This window comes from Clavibacter michiganensis, from assembly GCF_002151125.1.
GTDB classification, from domain to species: Bacteria; Actinomycetota; Actinomycetes; order Actinomycetales; family Microbacteriaceae; genus Clavibacter; species Clavibacter michiganensis_C.
This window is the reverse complement of the sequence record NZ_MDJZ01000005.1, coordinates 433,621-450,913: the sequence shown is the minus strand read 5'-3', so window position 1 is coordinate 450,913 and position 17,293 is coordinate 433,621. Positions and strand designations below refer to the sequence as shown.

Genomic DNA, 17,293 nt, shown 5'->3' with positions numbered 1-17,293 from the left:
ATGGGGATCCTCAACGCGACCCCCGACTCCTTCAGCGACGGCGGCCGCCACCTCGCCCTCGACGACGCGCTCGCGCACGCCCGGCGGATGGTGGCCGCGGGCGCCGACCTCGTCGACGTGGGCGGCGAGTCCACCCGGCCGGGCGCGCAGCGCGTCGACGCCGCCGAGGAGCTCGCCCGCGTGCTGCCGGTCGTCCGCGAGCTGGCCGCCGAGGGGATCGCCGTGAGCGTCGACACCATGCGCGCCGCGACCGCGGAGGCCTGCGTCGCCGCAGGCGCGCGCGTCGTCAACGACGTGTCCGGAGGTCTCGCGGATCCGCGGATGGCCGCGGTCGTCGCGGGCGCCGACGTCGACTTCGTGGCGATGCACTGGCGCGGCCACAGCGACACGATGGCCGCGCGCGCGACGTACGGCGACACCGTGGGCGAGGTGCGCGCCGAGCTCGGCGCCCGCGTCCAGGCGCTCGTGGCCGCGGGGGTGCATCCCGCCCGCATCGTGCTCGACCCCGGCCTCGGCTTCGCGAAGGACGCCGACCACGACTGGCAGCTCCTCGGATCCCTCGACGCGTTCACGGGCCTCGGCCACCGCGTGCTCGTGGGCGCCTCCCGCAAGCGCTTCCTCGGACGGCTGCTGCCGGAGGGCGCCGCCGTCGAGGACCGCGACGTGCCCACGGCGGTCGTCAGCGCGCTGTCCGCGCGGGCGGGGGCGTGGGCCGTGCGCGTGCACGACGTCGCGTCCACCCGGGCCGCGCTCGCGGTCGAGGAGGCGTGGTCGCGCGGGCGCGCGTCCGCCGGGCCGTCCGCCGCCGCCGGTCTGTCAGAGTAGGAGCATGAGCGCCGTGAGCCAGGACCGAGTCGTCGTCTCCCCGCGGGCGGTGCTCGTGCGCATCGCCGTCGCCGCGCTCATCGCCTCCGTGATCCTGGGCGTCGGCCTCACCTTCCCGGCCGACCTGGCCGCCGGTGCGGGCGCGGGCGTCGTCGTCGTGAAGGTCGTCGCCGTCGTGCTCGGGCTCCTCGGATCCCTCGGCAGCGCCTACGCGTCCGTCGTGCTGCTGTCGCCCGTCCTCACCACCGTCGGCGCCGCGCTCTGGCCGGCCGCCGTCGTGCTCCTCGGCACCGCGCTCGGGATCGTCGGGGCGCTGCCCTTCTCCTCCGCCGCGGTCGAGGGCGACGCGTCGCACGGGGTCCTCGGCCTCGTCGCCGCGGTGCTCGCCGTGCTCGGGATCGCCGCCGCCGTCGCGTGGGCCGTGGTCCAGCGTCGGGTCGCGCGCCTCGCCGCCACCGCGCGCCGCGTCACCGAGACCGGCCGCCGCACGTCCGCGATCGTCACCGCGGTGCAGCGCCTCGACGGGTCCGGCGACGCCGTCCGCGCACGCCTCACGGTCGCCTTCACCGACGGCGACGGGCGCGACCACCACGTCACGCGCACCGTCACCACGGCCGACCGCCGGCTCCCGGCCGTCGGCGGCAAGCTGCCCCTCTGGTACGACCCCGCCGACCCGGGCGACCTCCCCTCCATCGTCGTGGGCCGCTCGTGGTGACGGGCCTCCCCGCCGACCGGATCCTCCTCACCGGGCTCCGCGTGCACGCCCACCACGGCGTGTTCGCGTCCGAGCGCCGGGACGGGCAGCCGTTCGTGGTCGACCTCGAGGTGGCGCTCGACCTCGCGCCGGCGGGCGGCAGCGACGAGCTGGGCCGCACGCTGCACTACGGCGAGCTGGCCGAGGAGGTCGCCGCCGCGGTGGGGCGCGATCCCGTCGACCTCATCGAGACGGTCGCCGAGCGCGTCGCGGGCGTCGTGCTCGCGCATCCGGTCGCCCGTTCCGTGCGCGTCACGGTGCACAAGCCGGACGCGCCCATCGCCGTGCCGTTCGACGACGTCGCGGTCGTCATCGAGCGCGCGTCCACGCTGCCCGCGCCCGGCTCGGTCGTGCGCGCGGTCGTGGCGGTCGGCTCCAACCTCGGCGACCGGCGCGGCACGATCGAGCAGGCCGTCGCCCGCATCGACCGGGAGCCCGGCCTCCGTGTCGTGCGCTCCTCCGAGCTCGTGGAGTCCGTCGCCGTGACGCCCGAGGGGGAGGACCCGACGAAGCCCGGCTACCTCAACGGCGTCGTGCTGGTGGACGCGGCGATCGGCCCGCACGCCCTGCTGGAGGCGCTGGCAGGTATCGAGCGCGACCTCGGCCGCGTGCGCGCCGAGCGCTGGGGCGACCGCACGATCGACCTCGACGTCGTGGCGCACGGCGACGCGCGGATCCACGACGACCGCCTCACCCTGCCCCACCCGCGCGCCGCCGAGCGCGCCTTCGTGCTCGGCCCCTGGCTGCAGGTCGACCCCGACGCGGAGCTGCCCGGACGTGGCCGCGTCGACGCGCTGCTCGCCTCGCTCGAGCGAGCCGAGGCCGCCGAGCCCGCCGCCGCGGAGGCCCGCGCATGACCCGCACGCGCTCCACCACGCTCATCGCCCTCCTCATCGCGGGCGCGGCCGTCGGCTGGTTCGTCGAGAACGCGCTCCTCATGAGCGGGCGCGCGCTCCTCATCCCGCCGCTCACGCTCGGCGCGACCCTCCTCATCGTCGGGATCGTGCTGCTCGCCCTCGCCCGGCCCATCCGCCGCTCGACCCTCGGGCGGACGCCCGGGCGCGTGGATCCGTTCCGCGCCACCCGCGTCGTGCTGCTCGCCAAGGCGTCGGCGCTCGCGGGCGCGCTGCTCACCGGGGTCACCGGGGGAGTGCTGGCCTTCGTGCTGGCCCGGCCCGTGCTGCCCGGCGCGTCCTCCGTCGGGCTCGCGGTGGCCGGTACGGTGGGAGCCGTCGTCCTCCTCGTCGCCGGGCTGGTCGCCGAGCACTGGTGCACGGTCCCGCCCGACGACCGGGACGACTCGCGCCCCGGGGATCCGGCGCGCGAGCTCTCGTAGCACCGCGGCACCGCAGCCGCACGCCCCGCATCCGCACGATCCGCAGCACCATCGGAGGAGCACCGTGACCGCGAACGTCGACCCGCACGGCGTCTCGTGGCGCCGCGTCTCCCCGCGCCTCGTCGGCGTCGAGCTGGTGGGCGGCGTGATCACCGCCCTCGTCCTCGGCGGCGTCGCCGCGTTCCTCTTCTCGATCGACGCGCCGCGCTGGCTGCCGATCGTCCTGGGCGCGGCAGCGCTCGTCGAGCTGGTCGTGACGCTCGTGGTCGTCCCGCGCCGGGTGCGCGCCATGGGGTACCAGCTCCGCGAGGACGACCTCGTCTTCCGCCGCGGCATCATGTGGACGCGCGTCGTCGCCGTGCCCTACGGCCGGATGCAGCTCGTCGACATCACGCGCGGCCCCGTCGGCCGCATGCTCGGCCTCGCCGACCTCAAGCTCGTGACCGCGGCGGCCGCGGCGGCCATCCAGATCCCGGGGCTCACGAACGCCGACGCCGAGGAGCTCCGCGACCACCTCGTGGCCCTCGCCGAGACGCGCCGGGCCGGGCTGTGAGCGGGTCCGTCCCCGAGGACCCCACGCCCGCGGACCCCGCCCCCGAGGCGCGCACGCCCGAGGACTCCACGCCCGAGGATCCCACTTCCGCGGACCCGGCGGCTCCGCCCGCCGTCCCCGCCGCCGAGGCCCGCATCGCCGAGGAGCTCACCGACGGCGACTGGCACCGCCTCCACCCCGCGACGCCCGTGCTCCGCGGCGGGATCGTCTTCATCGTGGCCATCGGCTTCCTCGTCTCGTCCCTGCGCGAGCAGCTCGTGGAGCGGTTCGTGCCCGGCCAGCGGCAGGACGGCGAGCAGGACCTCATCCCGATGCTGGTGGAGACCGGCAGCCTCATCTGGGTGATCCTCGGCCTCCTCGCGTTCACGCTGCTCGCGGTCGGCGTCTCCTACCTCTCGTGGCGGATGCACACGTTCCGCGTCACGGACGAGACCGTCGAGGTGCGCAGCGGCATCCTCTCCCGCACCAACCGGCGGGCCCGGCTCGACCGGATCCAGGGCGTCAACATCGTGCGCCCGCTCATCGCGCGGCTCATCGGCGCGGCCAAGCTCGAGATCCAGGTCGCGGGCAACGACGCCAACCTGCCCCTGCAGTACCTCCGCTCGCGCGACGCCGACGCGTTCCGCCTCCGCGTGCTGCGGCTGGCGTCGGGCGCGCGTGCCGAGGCGTCGGGATCCAGTCCCGCGGCCGCCCCCGCCCCCGGCGCCGCGCGCGGCTTCGTCGGCTCCCGGGTCGACGACTTCCTCGCGCCGGAGCTCGACCCGGACGCCGCGCCGCCGCAGTCCGTCGTGCGCATCCCCGTCCCGCGCCTCATCGGGGCCGTGCTGCTCTCGGCGCCCACGGTCGTGCTCGTGCTCTTCGTGGCGGTGGGGATCCCGCTCATCGTGCGCTTCGAGGCCTGGTACCTGCTGGTGCCGCTCCTCCCGACGCTGCTCGGGTCCGCCGGGTTCTTCGTACGCCGCATCACGCGCTCGCTCCGCTACAGCGTCGCCGGCACCCCCGACGGCGTCCGCGTCGGGTTCGGCCTGCTGTCCACGAGCAACGACACCATCCCTCCCGGCCGGATCCACGCGGTCGAGGTCGTGCAGCCGCTGCTCTGGCGCGCGTCCGGCTGGTGGGAGATCCGCATCACGCGCGCCTCGCACTCCTCGTCGCCGGGCGCCGCCGGGCAGCAGAACACGTCGATCCTCCCGGTGGGCGACCGCGGGGACGTCGACCGGGTGCTCGGCCTCGTCCTGCCCGACCTCGTGGGCGACGAGGCGCTGGCGCTCGTGGCCGTGGGCATGACCGGCCGCGGCGGCGTCGACGACGGCTTCACGACGTCGCCGCGCCGGGCGAGGATCCTCAAGCCCTTCTCCTGGCGCCGCACCGGCTTCGCGGTCGACGCGTCCGCGTTCCTCGTCCGCCGCGGCATGATCTGGCGCCGCCTCGTCATCGTGCCGCACGCCCGCACGCAGGGCGTCGACCTCACCCAGGGCCCGATCGACCGGCGCCTCGACCTCGTCTCCGTGCGCGCGGCCACGGTCGCCGGCCCGGTGGACACGAGGCTCGGCGCCATCGACCGCGCCACGGGCATGGAGCTGTCGACGCGCCTGGTCGCGGCGGCCGTGGCGTCCGCCCGGTCCGACACGTCCGCGCGCTGGGGCGCCGAGGCCACGAGCTGGCCGGCCCCGGGAGCCGCGCCGACGCCGGACGAGCCGTCACCGGCCGCCTCCGCTCCCGACGCGACGCCCGTGCCCGATGCAGCGCCAGCTCCCGACGCGCCACCCGCTCCCGACGCGCCACCCGCTCCCGACGCCCCGCGCCACCGCGCCCCCGAGGACCCCGCGTGACCGCCCCGTCCCAGCGTTCCGGCCGCCTCGGCGTCGGCATCGTCGGCGCGGGTCGCGTCGGTCCCGTCCTCGGCGCGGCGCTCGCGGGCGCCGGCCACGCCATCACCGGGATCTCGGCGGTGTCCGCGGCCAGTCGCGAGCGCGCGGAGGCGATGCTGCCGGGCGTCCCCGTCCTCGAGATCCCCGACCTCGTCGAGCGCAGCGAGCTCGTGATCCTCGCCGTCCCCGACGCCGAGCTCCCCGGCCTGGTCGCCGGCCTCGCCGCCACCGGCGCGTGGCAGGCGGGCCAGCTCGTCGTGCACACCTCCGCCGCGCACGGGATCCAGGTGCTCGCGCCCGCCTTCGCGGCCGGCATCATCCCGCTCGCCATCCACCCGGCGATGTCGTTCACCGGCACGAGCATGGACCTCAGCCGCATGACGGACAGCTGGTTCGCCGTCACCGCGCCCGCGCCCGTGCTGCCCATCGCGCAGGTGCTCGTCGTCGAGATGGGCGGCGAGCCCGTCGTGGTGGAGGAGCGCGACCGCACGGCGTACGCGGAGGCCATCGCCACCGCCACCACGTTCTCGACCGCCATCGTCGACCAGGCCGCCGGCCTCCTCGCGGGCATCGGCGTGGAGGAGCCCGGCCGCGTGCTCGGCCCGCTCATCCGCTCGGCCGTCGACGACGCGCTCCGCCGCTCCTCCCCGGCGGGCGGCGCGCGCCTCACCTCCGGCGACGTGCCGCTGCCGACGGACGAGGGTCCCGAGCCGCACTAACCTGGTGCGTCCGCGTCCCGAAGCACCCGAGGAGCCCTCAGGCATGACGATCCCCGCGCCCACCGTCGTCACCGGCATCGCCGAGCTGCGCGCCCGCGTCCGCGACCACCGGGCCGCGCGCACCGCGGCGGGGGAGGCGCCCGTCGTGGTCCTCGTCCCGACCATGGGCGCGCTGCACGAGGGCCACCTGGCGCACGCCCGCAGGGCCCGCGAGCTCGGATCGCTGGTGGTCGTCTCGATCTTCGTGAACCCGCTGCAGTTCGGCGCGGGCGAGGACCTCGACGCGTACCCGCGCACGCTCGACGCCGACGTCGAGGCGCTCGCGGCGACCGGCGTCGACCTCGTCTTCGCGCCGTCCGCGGCGGAGATGTACCCGGACGGCCCCGCCCGCATCCGCGTCACGGGCGGATCCGTCGCCCTCTCGCTCGAGGGCCGCTCCCGCCCCGGCCACTTCGACGGCATGCTCACGGTCGTGGCGAAGCTCCTCCACATCTGCGCGCCCGACGTCGCCACCTTCGGCCGGAAGGACGCCCAGCAGCTGCACCTCGTCCGCAGGATGGTGCGCGACCTCGACCTGCCGGTGCGCATCGAGGACCTGGAGACGGTGCGCGAGCCCGACGGCCTGGCCCTCTCCAGCCGCAACCGCTACCTCGACGACCGCGAGCGCCGCGCGGCCCGCGTCATCCCGGCCGCGCTCGAGGCCGCCCAGAGCGCGGGGTCCCGCGGCATCGACGCCGTCATCGCCGCCGCCCAGTCCGTGGTGATGGGGGAGCCCGCGGTCGCCCTCGACTACTTCCAGGTCGTGGATCCGACCACCTTCGAGTCCGTGGACGACGGCTTCACGGGCGTCGCGCTCGCCGTCATCGCGGCTCGCGTGGGCAGCACGCGCCTCATCGACAACGAGACGGTCGTCATCGCCTGACCCGGCCGGATGGCCGGGCGCCCACGCGCCCGGCCCCGTCGTGCTCCGGCGACTCCCGCACCTGCGAGAATCGACGGGAGGCCGCTCGGCCGCCCCACGAACCCACGACCCGCGAGGATCCGCCCGCACATGACCGACAGCCCCGGAACGCCCGCGACGCCCGAGACCCCCACGACGCCCGCCGCGGCGGAGGGATCCGCCGAGGACGTCGCCGAGCAGAAGGCCGTGCGCCTCGCCAAGCGCGCCCGCCTCAACGCCGAGGGCGGGCCCGGCGAGGGCGCCTACCCCGTCCAGGTCCCGGTCACCACCACGATCCCCGCGGTCCGCGCGGAGTTCGGCCACCTCCAGCCCGGCGAGGAGACCGACCACGTGGTCGGCATCGCCGGCCGCGTCGTCCACTTCCGCAACACCGGCAAGCTCTGCTTCGCCACGCTCCAGGCCGGCGACGGCACGCGCATCCAGGCCATGATCTCGCTGGCCGAGGTCGGCGAGGACGCGCTCGCCGCGTGGAAGGAGCTCGTCGACCTCGGCGACCACGTCTTCGTCGCGGGCCGCGTCATCGCGAGCCGCAAGGGCGAGCTGTCCATCATGGCCACGGAGTGGCGCATCGCCTCGAAGGCCCTGCTGCCCCTGCCGAACCTGCACTCGGAGCTCTCCGACGAGACCCGGGTCCGCAGCCGCTACCTCGACCTCATCGTGCGCGACCAGGCGCGGAAGAACGTGCTCGACCGCGCCAAGGTCAACGCCTCCATGCGCGAGACGTTCCGGCAGCGCGGCTACGTCGAGGTCGAGACGCCCATGCTGCAGGTGATGCACGGCGGCGCGTCCGCCCGCCCGTTCGTCACGCACTCCAACGCCTTCGACACGGAGATGTACCTCCGCATCGCGCCCGAGCTGTACCTCAAGCGCGCGGTGGTCGGCGGCATCGACCGCGTCTTCGAGATCAACCGCAACTTCCGCAACGAGGGCGCCGACTCGACGCACAGCCCCGAGTTCGCCATGCTCGAGGCCTACGAGGCGTACGGCGACTACACCTCCATCGCCGAGCTCACCCAGACCCTCGTCCAGGACGCGGCGATGGCGGTCGCCGGCAGCCACGTGGTCACGTGGGCCGACGGCACGGAGTACGACCTCGGCGGCGAGTGGGACCGGATCTCCATGTACGGCTCGCTGAGCGCGGCCGCGGGCGTCGAGATCACGCCCGGCACGAGCGTCGACGAGCTCCAGGCCATCGCCGACCGCGAGGGCGTCGTCGTGCACCTCAGCACGCACGGCAAGCTCGTCGAGGAGCTCTGGGAGCACTTCGTGAAGGGCTCGCTGGAGCGCCCCACCTTCGTGCTCGACTTCCCCGTGGAGACCTCCCCGCTCACGCGCGCGCACCGCTCCATCGAGGGCGTCGTCGAGAAGTGGGACCTCTACATCCGCGGCTTCGAGCTGGCCACGGGCTACTCCGAGCTCGTGGATCCCGTCGTCCAGCGCGAGCGCTTCGTCGACCAGGCGCGCCAGTCCGCGCGCGGCGACGACGAGGCCATGCCGCTCGACGAGGAGTTCCTCCGCGCCCTCGAGCACGGCATGCCGCCGTCCGGCGGCATGGGCATGGGGGTCGACCGGCTCCTCATGGCCATCACCGGTCTCGGCATCCGCGAGACCATCCTGTTCCCCCTAGTGAAGTAGGCGACCATGCCATTAGGCCCCGACGGCTCGAACCCGAAGAAGCCCACCACCGCGCGCTACGCCCTCTGGATCATCGTGGGCGGCATCGCCGTCGTCATGATCGGCCAGGGCGTCTACGGCATCCTCACCTAGACCGCGGCGTATCCTTCTCGCATGGATGCTTTCTGGGCGAGCGCGATCTGGTCGATCCTCCCCACCCTCGGCGTGGGTCTGATCTTCTGGTTCATCATGCGCGCCGTCATCCAGGCGGACAAGCAGGAGCGCAAGGCCTACGCCGCCATCGAGGCGAAGGAGCGCGCCCGCATGGGCGTCCCCGCGCCCGACGCCGACCGCTAGCGACCGCCGCCGCCGCGGAGCCCGATCCGCCGCCCCGCGCATCGCGTCACGCCCACGGCGAACAGGGGCATGCACTCCTCGAACCCGTCGTTACTCTCTACATATCGGCGCCGGCCCCCTGCCCCGGTGCCCAGGGAGATACAGATGTTCGAGAGATTCACCGACCGCGCTCGACGCGTCGTCGTCCTGGCCCAAGAAGAGGCCAAGATGCTCAACCACAACTACATCGGGACCGAGCACATCCTGCTCGGCCTCATCCACGAGGGCGAAGGCGTGGCCGCCAAGGCCCTGGAGTCGCTCGGCATCTCCCTCGATGCCGTCCGCGAACAGGTCCAGGACATCATCGGCCAGGGCCAGCAGCAGCCCACGGGTCACATCCCGTTCACGCCGCGCGCGAAGAAGGTCCTGGAGCTGTCGCTCCGCGAGGCCCTCCAGCTCGGCCACAACTACATCGGCACCGAGCACATCCTCCTCGGCCTGATCCGCGAGGGCGAGGGAGTCGCCGCGCAGGTGCTCGTCAAGCTCGGCGCCGACCTCAACCGCGTGCGCCAGCAGGTCATCCAGCTCCTGTCCGGATACCAGGGCAAGGAGGCGGTCGCCGTCGGCGGCGAGGCGCAGCAGAGCCAGCAGGCGGGCTCCACGGTCCTCGACCAGTTCGGGCGCAACCTCACGCAGGCCGCGCGCGACGGCAAGCTCGACCCCGTCATCGGGCGCGAGAAGGAGATCGAGCGCGTGATGCAGATCCTGTCGCGCCGCTCCAAGAACAACCCCGTCCTCATCGGCGAGCCCGGCGTCGGCAAGACCGCCGTCGTCGAGGGCCTGGCGCAGGCCATCGTCAAGGGCGACGTCCCGGAGACGCTGAAGGACAAGCAGCTCTACACGCTCGACCTCGGCTCGCTCATCGCCGGGTCCCGCTACCGCGGCGACTTCGAGGAGCGACTCAAGAAGGTCACCAAGGAGATCCGCACGCGCGGCGACATCATCACCTTCATCGACGAGATCCACACCCTCGTCGGCGCGGGTGCCGCCGAGGGCGCGATCGACGCGGCCAGCATCCTCAAGCCGCTCCTCGCGCGCGGCGAGCTGCAGACCATCGGCGCCACCACGCTCGACGAGTACCGCAAGCACTTCGAGAAGGACGCGGCCCTCGAGCGCCGGTTCCAGCCGATCCAGGTGCAGGAGCCCTCGCTGCCGCACACGATCAACATCCTCAAGGGGCTGCGCGACCGGTACGAGGCGTTCCACAAGGTGTCCATCACCGACGGCGCCATCGTCTCGGCGGCGAACCTCGCGGACCGCTACATCGCGGACCGCTTCCTCCCGGACAAGGCCATCGACCTGATCGACGAGGCCGGCGCGCGCCTGCGCCTCTCGATCCTGTCGGCCCCGCCGGAGCTGCGCGAGTTCGACGAGCGCATCTCCACGGTCCGCGTGGCCAAGGAGACCGCCATCGAGGACCAGGACTTCGAGAAGGCCGCGAGCCTGCGCGACGAGGAGAAGAACCTCCTCGGCGAGCGCCTCCGCCTCGAGAAGCAGTGGCGCTCGGGCGACGTCCGCACCACCGCCGAGGTCGACGAGGGCCTGATCGCCGAGGTCCTGGCCCAGGCCACGGGCATCCCGGTCTTCAAGCTCACCGAGGAGGAGTCCTCGCGTCTCGTCTTCATGGAGAAGGCCCTGCACCAGCGGGTCATCGGCCAGGAGGAGGCCATCTCGGCCCTGTCCAAGACCATCCGCCGCACGCGCGCCGGACTCAAGGACCCCCGTCGTCCGTCGGGATCGTTCATCTTCGCCGGCCCCACGGGCGTCGGCAAGACGGAGCTCGCGAAGGCCCTGGCGGAGTTCCTGTTCGACGACGAGGACGCCCTCATCTCGCTCGACATGAGCGAGTACGGCGAGAAGCACACCGTGAGCCGCCTCTTCGGCGCCCCTCCCGGGTTCGTCGGGTTCGAGGAGGGCGGCCAGCTCACCGAGAAGGTGCGCCGCAAGCCGTTCTCCGTGGTGCTCTTCGACGAGATCGAGAAGGCCCACCCGGACATCTTCAACTCACTCCTCCAGATCCTGGAGGAGGGACGCCTGACGGATGGCCAGGGCCGCGTGGTCGACTTCAAGAACACGGTCATCATCATGACCACCAACCTCGGCACCAAGGACATCACGGGTGCCCCGGTCGGGTTCCAGGTCGAGAACAACGCCGCGAACTCCTACGAGCGCATGAAGGGCAAGGTCAGCGAGGAGCTGAAGAAGAACTTCAAGCCCGAGTTCCTCAACCGCGTGGACGACACCATCGTGTTCCCGCAGCTGTCGAAGCCCGAGCTGCTCCAGATCGTCGACCTGTTCGTGAAGCGCCTGTCGGACCGCATGATGGACCGCGACCTCACGATCACGCTCGAGACCGCCGCGAAGGAGCGCCTCATCGAGGTCGGCTTCGACCCGTCGCTCGGCGCCCGGCCCCTCCGCCGCGCGGTGCAGCACGAGATCGAGGACCGCCTGTCGGAGCGCATCCTCCAGGGCGACCTCAACGCGGGCGACCACGTGCACGTCGACTACGTGGACGGGCAGTTCACGTTCGTCACCACGCAGCGCGAGGGCATCTCGGTCGCGGCCGGCATCGGCACGGGGAACGGCACCCCGGACCTCGCCATCACCAGCGAGTAGCCGCAGCGCGACACCCGACGGCCCGTCGTCCCCGAGAGGGGACGGCGGGCCGTCGCCGTGTCCGGGCCCCGGTCGCCGTGCATCCCCTGTCGCCTCGTCGGGCGGCGGGCCAGGATGGACGAGGGGCGGAACCGCCCCACGAAGGAGATGCCAGCTGATGAGAATCGCCGTCACCGGAGGCTCGGGGAAGCTCGGCCGCCACGTCGTGGCCGACCTGCGCGCCCACGGACACGAGGTCACCAACATCGACCAGGTGGGGGAGCGCGGATCCGGCTACGTCCGCGTCGACACCACCGACTACGGGCAGGTGGTCGACGCCCTGTTCGGCGTCCAGGACCTGCACGACGGGTTCGACGCCGTCGTCCACCTCGCCGCGATCCCGGCCCCCGCGATCCAGAGCGACGTGGCCACGTTCCACAACAACATGCTCACGAGCTTCAACGTCTTCCAGGCCGCGCGCCGGGCGGGGATCACGAAGATCGTGTACGCGTCGAGCGAGACCGTGCTCGGCCTGCCGTTCGACGTGCCGCCGCCCTACATCCCGGTCGACGAGGAGTACCCCGCCCAGCCGAACAGCACGTACTCGCTCGTGAAGCACCTCGAGGAGCAGATGGCGATCGAACTGTGCCGCTGGGATCCCGAGCTGCAGGTCACCGCGCTCCGCTTCTCGAACGTCATGGACGTGGACGACTACGACGCGTTCCCCGGGTACGACGACGACGCGCTCGCGCGCAAGTGGAACCTCTGGGGCTACATCGACGGCCGTGACGGTGCGCAGGCCGTCCGCAAGGCGCTCGAGCACGACGCCCCGGGCTTCGACCGCTTCATCGTCGCGAACGCCGACACCGTGATGACCCGGACGTCCGCCGAGCTCGCCGCCGAGGTGTTCCCCGGCGTCGAGGTCACGAAGGAGCTGGGCGAGCACGAGACGCTGCTGTCCATCGACAAGGCGCGCCGGATCCTCGGCTACGAGCCCGAGCACACCTGGCGCGACCACGCCCCGGCCACCACGGGCGACGACCCGGTCGCGGGACACCCGTCGTGAGGTACGTCCGCCTCGGCAGCACCGGCACCGAGGTCTCGGCCATCGCGCTCGGCTGCATGAGCTACGGCGAGCCGACCCGCGGGAACCACGCGTGGACGCTCCCCGAGGAGGACTCGACGCCGCTCATCCGCCGCGCGGTCGAGCTCGGGATCACGTTCTTCGACACGGCGAACGTGTACTCCGACGGCTCGAGCGAGGAGATCACCGGGCGCGCGCTGAAGGCGATGACGAGGCGCGAGGAGGTGGTCATCGCGACCAAGGTGCACGGCGCCATGGGGGAGGGGCCGAACTCGCGCGGGCTGTCGCGGAAGCACATCATGTGGCAGATCGACGAGAGCCTCCGCCGCCTCGGCACCGACTACGTGGACCTGTACCAGATCCACCGCTTCGACCCGGCGACGCCGCTCGAGGAGACGCTCGAGGCGCTCGACGACCTCGTGCGGGCCGGCAAGGTGCGCTACCTCGGCGCCTCGTCGATGGACGCGTGGCGGTTCTCGAAGGCCCTGCACCTCCAGCGGGCGAACGGCTGGGCACGGTTCGTCACGATGCAGGACCACTACAACCTCGTCAACCGCGAGGAGGAGCGCGAGATGCTGCCCCTCTGCGCCGACGGGGGCATCGGATCCCTGCCGTGGAGCCCGCTCGCCCGAGGCCGCCTCACGCGCGACTGGGACGCGACCACGGCGCGCAGCGAGACGGACGAGTTCGGCAAGACGCTCTACGCGGCCCAGGAGGACTCGGACCGCCGCGTCGCCCGGGCCGTCGCCGAGGTGGCCGAGGCGCGCGGCGTGCCGAGGGCGCAGGTCGCGCTGGCCTGGGTGTCGCGGAACCCCGTCGTGACGGCGCCCATCGTCGGCGGCACGAGGACCGCGCACATCGAGGACGCCGTGGCGTCGCTCGACCTCGCGCTCACGGACGACGAGGTGTCGCGGCTCGAGGAGCACTACGTGCCGCACGCGGTCGTCGGCTACTAGCCGCACGGGGGATCGCCCGCGCCGCCCGACTTGCGCGGGCGGTCCCCGACCCCTACTCTGAACGGAGCCACAGACCGCTGGTCGTCGGCGTGCTCCCGAGAGGGGATGCGCCGGACGAAGGTTCACTCATGTGAAGGCCCGCGCAGGTGATCGAAGCACGTACCGCGCATGCCCCGAGGGCCCGCGCGTCACTCCCGCTCCGGCCTCCTGCGCCGGAGCGTTTCTCATGTGCGCAGCCGGGGGCTGCCAGCACCTCGCACCGCTTCCGCGGTGTCGGGGAACCACGTGATAAGGAGTGCCATGGCGAACAAGGAAGCCTCGGTCGCCGAGCTCGCGGAGAAGTTCCGCAGCTCGAACGCCGTACTGCTCACCGAGTACCGCGGTCTCACCGTTGCCCAGCTCAAGCAGCTGCGGAAGAGCATCAGTGCAGACGCGACCTACGCCGTGGTGAAGAACACGCTGACCAAGATCGCGGCGAACCAGGCGGGGATCTCGTCGTTCGACGACGAGCTCGTCGGCCCGTCCGCGATCGCATTCGTGCACGGCGACACCGTCGCCGTCGCGAAGGCCCTGCGTGCCTTCACCAAGGCCAACCCTCTTCTCGTCGTGAAGGGCGGTTACTTCGACGGCAACCCCCTGACGGCGGACGAGGTGAACAAGCTCGCCGACCTCGAGTCGCGGGAGGTGCTGCTCGGCAAGCTGGCCGGCGCCTTCAAGGCCTCGCTCTTCGGCGCGGCGTACCTGTTCAACGCACCGCTCTCGCAGGCCGTACGCACCGTCGAGGCGCTGCGCGAGAAGCAGGAAACGGCTCAGTAGCACCCCTCGGGTCCCATCCCCGGGGCGCGATGCACTGATCCCAAGAGACACCACACCAACCCAAGGAGATACACCATGGCAAAGCTCTCTAACGACGAGCTCATCGAGGCCTTCAAGGAGCTCACGCTCATCGAGCTCAGCGACTTCGTCAAGAAGTTCGAGGAGGTCTTCGAGGTCACCGCCGCGGCGCCCGTCGCCGCTGCCGCCGCCCCCGGCGCCGCTGCCCCCGCGGAGGAGGTCGAGGAGAAGACGTCCTTCGACGTCGTCCTCGAGGCCGCTGGCGACAAGAAGATCCAGGTCATCAAGGAGGTGCGCGCCCTCACGAGCCTCGGTCTCGGCGAGGCGAAGGCGCTCGTCGACGGAGCCCCCAAGGCCGTCCTGGAGGGCGCCAACAAGGAGGCCGCCGACAAGGCCAAGGCGCAGCTCGAGGCCGCGGGCGCGACGGTCACCGTCAAGTAGCTCGTACCACCGCACAGCGCTCAGGGCGCCGATCCCCTCGGGGGTCGGCGCCCTGCGTCGTCCCCGGGCCGGTCGGGCCAGGCGGAGCCGGGGCGCAGATCGTGCCCGAGCGCGCGGGCGCGATCCACGGCCTCGGCGCGCGACGTCGCGTCGAGCTTCCGGTAGGCGCTCCGCATGTGCGACTTCACCGTGTTGGGCGAGATGAAGAGCCGACCGGCGATCTGCGTCACCGCCAGGCCGTCCGCCAGGCACGCGACGACGAGGCGCTCGCGGTCGGTGAGGGGATCCACCGGCGCCGCGTCCACGCGCACGTGTCCCGCGCGGACGCCCTCGAGCGCGGCCCGCACGTCGGGCAGCTGATCCCGCTCCAGGGCGCGATCGAGCAGCGCGTGCGACGCCGCGGCGGGGAACACCGCGAAGGGCCGGAGGACGCCGGTCGACACGGCGTGCAGCGCCGCGCGGTCGAAGGCGTGGTCGCTCCGCGCGTGGTCGCCGAGGCCGTGGTACGCGGCCGCGACCACGAGCAGCACGTCGTCGAGGGTTCGTCCCGAGTGCGCGTCGCCGAGCGCGAGGCAGTCCGCCATCTGGGCGAGGGCGCCGGCGTGGTCGTCGGCCTGGACCCGCAGCCGTCCGGCGATCATGGCCGGGCACGTCGAGTGCTGCGCCGTCGGCTCCAGCGTGCGGAGCAGGTCCCAGGCCGCGGCCGGCTGCTCCAGGTGCACGAGGAGGGACGCCCGCAGCGTGTCGCGCATCGTCGGGACGGGGCCGTGCTCCGCCCAGCCCACGCCGAGGTTGTGCAGCCGGCGCAGGTGCTCGAGCGCATCGAGGCGGAGGCCGCGGATGGCCGCCACCGTCGCCTCCGCGTAGCGGGCGAGCAGCTCCCAGTCGGTGCCGTCGCTGGCGGGGCGGAGGCCGTCGACGATGAGCATGGCGTCGTCCTGCCGCGTCTCGTCGACCGCGATCATCGTGGCGGCGATCTCCGCCGGCGCGAGGAAGCCGCTGCGGGCGAGCGCCGGATCGGCCCCCGGGGACGCGAGGAGCCCGCGGGCGCGCACGACGAGGTCGCGCGCCTCCTCGATCTCGCCGAGGCAGTAGGCGAGGTACGCGAGCGCACCGCGGCACTCCAGGCGGTCGGGCAGCACGAGGTGGCGCTCTCCCAGGCCCTCCGCGATGCGGAGCTCGTCGCGCGCGCCGGTGAAGTCGCCGAGGTGCGTGAGCACGAGCCCGTGCTGGAGCGCCACGCGCGCCTGGAGGGTGATGCGCTCCTGCAGCGGGATGCCGCGCTCGGTGTCGAGGATCGATCGGGCCTCGTCGAGGCTGTCGCGCGCCTCGGCCAGCCGGCCCACCCGGCGGTCGCCCGCCGCGCGGTGCACCAGGACCGCGGCGCGCGTCGGGGCGGTCGGCGCGGGATCCGCGGTGAGGAGGAGGTCGAGCGCGGACCGGTAGGCGATCGATGCCCGGCGGTCGGAGGCGACGGCGCCGCGGTAGGTGGCGGCCATGCCGGTGACGAGCCAGACGTCGTCCTCCCACAGGGCGGGATCCAGCCGGTCGTAGAGGGCGCGGACGCGGTCGGAGTGGAGGTCGACGTGGAGAGGCCATCCGGCGGCGAGGAGCGACGCCGCCTGCGCCTCGGCGCCGCCGTCCAGGGCCTCGCCGATCGCGTGCTCGAGCCCGTCGATGGTCGGCGTGTCGCTCATGGGGTCCTTCGGGGCGCGGGCCCGGGGCGGGCGGCCGGCGTGCCTCCACGCTACGTCCCGGCGGCCGTCCGAGTCGAGGCGGCGTCGGCGACGGTCCGTTCTCGGACATCCGGCCCGGGGGATGACTTATGCATAGCCGAGCTATACGATTGACGCATGACCGACCACGACCTGCGCGCCGTCCTCGGCGACCTCGTCACCGCCGGGCACCGGCTCACGCGCCTCGCCGCGCACGAGGTCGGCGGCACGAGCTCGCCCGCCATCTGGCGGACGCTGTCCGTGCTGGTGACCTGGCCGGGTGGCATGCGCCTCGGCGCCCTCGCCGATCGCAGCCGCGTCGCGCAGCCCACGACCACGAAGATCGTGCGCTCGCTCGTCGGCCAGGGCTGGATCGCGCAGGTGACGGACCCGTCCGACGCGCGCGCGACCCTGCTCGAGATCACGCCGGCCGGCCGCGCCGCGCTCGACGACTGGCGCGACCGCCTGGCGACGGCGCTCGTGCCGCGCTTCGCCGACCTCCCGGCCGACGACGTGGCCGTGCTCGCGCGGGCCGTCGAGGTCGTCATGTCGCGCATCGACGGCGAGCCCGCCTCCGCGGGCGACTGACCGCCGGCGCGCCCGTCCCGCACCATCCCACCCGCACCGATCCCAGGAGGC

Annotated in this window: 18 protein-coding genes; 17 read left to right on the top strand and 1 reads right to left on the bottom strand. The window is 73.4% G+C overall.

The annotated features are described in order from the left end of the window. The 16 genes from folP to rplL all read left to right on the top strand — a co-directional run bounded on the left by folP (position 1) and on the right by rplL (position 14,939). Positions 1–825: a dihydropteroate synthase gene (gene folP, locus BFL37_RS04640; protein WP_086514017.1), complete on the top strand. Its 825-nt coding sequence runs from the start codon at positions 1–3 to the stop codon at positions 823–825. Between the two features lie 4 nt (positions 826–829). After that, positions 830–1,540 (top strand): DUF3592 domain-containing protein, encoded by a 711-nt coding sequence (locus BFL37_RS04635; protein WP_086513971.1) that lies wholly within the window; start codon positions 830–832, stop codon positions 1,538–1,540. Then, positions 1,537–2,436, top strand: coding sequence for a dihydroneopterin aldolase (folB, locus tag BFL37_RS04630; protein ID WP_241533855.1), 900 nt, complete (start codon positions 1,537–1,539; stop codon positions 2,434–2,436). Before BFL37_RS04635 ends, folB begins: the two co-directional genes overlap by 4 nt. Then, positions 2,433–2,915, top strand: a complete 483-nt coding sequence (locus tag BFL37_RS04625; protein WP_086513969.1) for a DUF3180 domain-containing protein — start codon at positions 2,433–2,435, stop codon at positions 2,913–2,915. The genes folB and BFL37_RS04625 overlap by 4 nt, the downstream gene beginning before the upstream one ends. 64 nt (positions 2,916–2,979) lie before the next feature. Next, positions 2,980–3,468, top strand: coding sequence for a PH domain-containing protein (locus BFL37_RS04620; RefSeq protein WP_086513968.1), 489 nt, complete (start codon positions 2,980–2,982; stop codon positions 3,466–3,468). Then, entirely contained in the window at positions 3,465–5,300 is a 1,836-nt protein-coding gene (locus BFL37_RS04615; RefSeq protein WP_241533854.1) for a PH domain-containing protein, read from the top strand. The genes BFL37_RS04620 and BFL37_RS04615 overlap by 4 nt, the downstream gene beginning before the upstream one ends. Then, complete coding sequence (locus BFL37_RS04610) at positions 5,297–6,058, top strand: Rossmann-like and DUF2520 domain-containing protein (RefSeq protein ID WP_086513967.1); 762 nt, start codon at positions 5,297–5,299, stop codon at positions 6,056–6,058. Before BFL37_RS04615 ends, BFL37_RS04610 begins: the two co-directional genes overlap by 4 nt. Positions 6,059–6,101: 43 nt before the next feature. Beyond that, entirely contained in the window at positions 6,102–6,980 is an 879-nt protein-coding gene (gene panC, locus BFL37_RS04605) for a pantoate--beta-alanine ligase (protein ID WP_086513966.1), read from the top strand. A gap of 129 nt (positions 6,981–7,109) precedes the next feature. Continuing rightward, positions 7,110–8,654 (top strand): lysine--tRNA ligase, encoded by a 1,545-nt coding sequence (lysS, locus tag BFL37_RS04600; RefSeq protein WP_086513965.1) that lies wholly within the window; start codon positions 7,110–7,112, stop codon positions 8,652–8,654. A 6-nt stretch (positions 8,655–8,660) separates the two neighbouring features. Beyond that, entirely contained in the window at positions 8,661–8,786 is a 126-nt protein-coding gene (locus BFL37_RS14805; protein ID WP_012037540.1) for a hypothetical protein, read from the top strand. Between the two features lie 21 nt (positions 8,787–8,807). Further along, positions 8,808–8,990 (top strand): hypothetical protein, encoded by a 183-nt coding sequence (locus BFL37_RS04595; protein ID WP_043675762.1) that lies wholly within the window; start codon positions 8,808–8,810, stop codon positions 8,988–8,990. Positions 8,991–9,134: 144 nt separating this feature from the next. After that, positions 9,135–11,645: an ATP-dependent Clp protease ATP-binding subunit gene (locus tag BFL37_RS04590; RefSeq protein WP_086513964.1), complete on the top strand. Its 2,511-nt coding sequence runs from the start codon at positions 9,135–9,137 to the stop codon at positions 11,643–11,645. Between the two features lie 157 nt (positions 11,646–11,802). Further along, positions 11,803–12,690, top strand: a complete 888-nt coding sequence (locus tag BFL37_RS04585) for an NAD-dependent epimerase/dehydratase family protein (RefSeq protein WP_086513963.1) — start codon at positions 11,803–11,805, stop codon at positions 12,688–12,690. Further along, positions 12,687–13,664: an aldo/keto reductase gene (locus tag BFL37_RS04580; RefSeq protein WP_086513962.1), complete on the top strand. Its 978-nt coding sequence runs from the start codon at positions 12,687–12,689 to the stop codon at positions 13,662–13,664. Before BFL37_RS04585 ends, BFL37_RS04580 begins: the two co-directional genes overlap by 4 nt. A 300-nt stretch (positions 13,665–13,964) precedes the next feature. After that, a complete protein-coding gene (gene rplJ / locus BFL37_RS04575; RefSeq protein ID WP_086513961.1) occupies positions 13,965–14,480 on the top strand; it encodes a 50S ribosomal protein L10 in 516 nt (171 codons plus the stop codon). A 75-nt stretch (positions 14,481–14,555) separates the two neighbouring features. Beyond that, positions 14,556–14,939 (top strand): 50S ribosomal protein L7/L12, encoded by a 384-nt coding sequence (rplL, locus tag BFL37_RS04570; protein ID WP_086513960.1) that lies wholly within the window; start codon positions 14,556–14,558, stop codon positions 14,937–14,939. Positions 14,940–14,959: 20 nt separating this feature from the next. Here rplL and BFL37_RS04565 read toward each other — a convergent pair whose 3' ends face one another. Continuing rightward, positions 14,960–16,636: a LuxR family transcriptional regulator gene (locus tag BFL37_RS04565; RefSeq protein WP_086513959.1), complete on the bottom strand. Its 1,677-nt coding sequence runs from the start codon at positions 16,634–16,636 to the stop codon at positions 14,960–14,962. 156 nt (positions 16,637–16,792) lie between these two features. Here BFL37_RS04565 and BFL37_RS04560 point away from each other — a divergent pair, with 156 nt between their 5' ends. Continuing rightward, a complete protein-coding gene (locus tag BFL37_RS04560; RefSeq protein ID WP_086513958.1) occupies positions 16,793–17,242 on the top strand; it encodes a MarR family winged helix-turn-helix transcriptional regulator in 450 nt (149 codons plus the stop codon). Positions 17,243–17,293 lie beyond the last annotated feature (51 nt).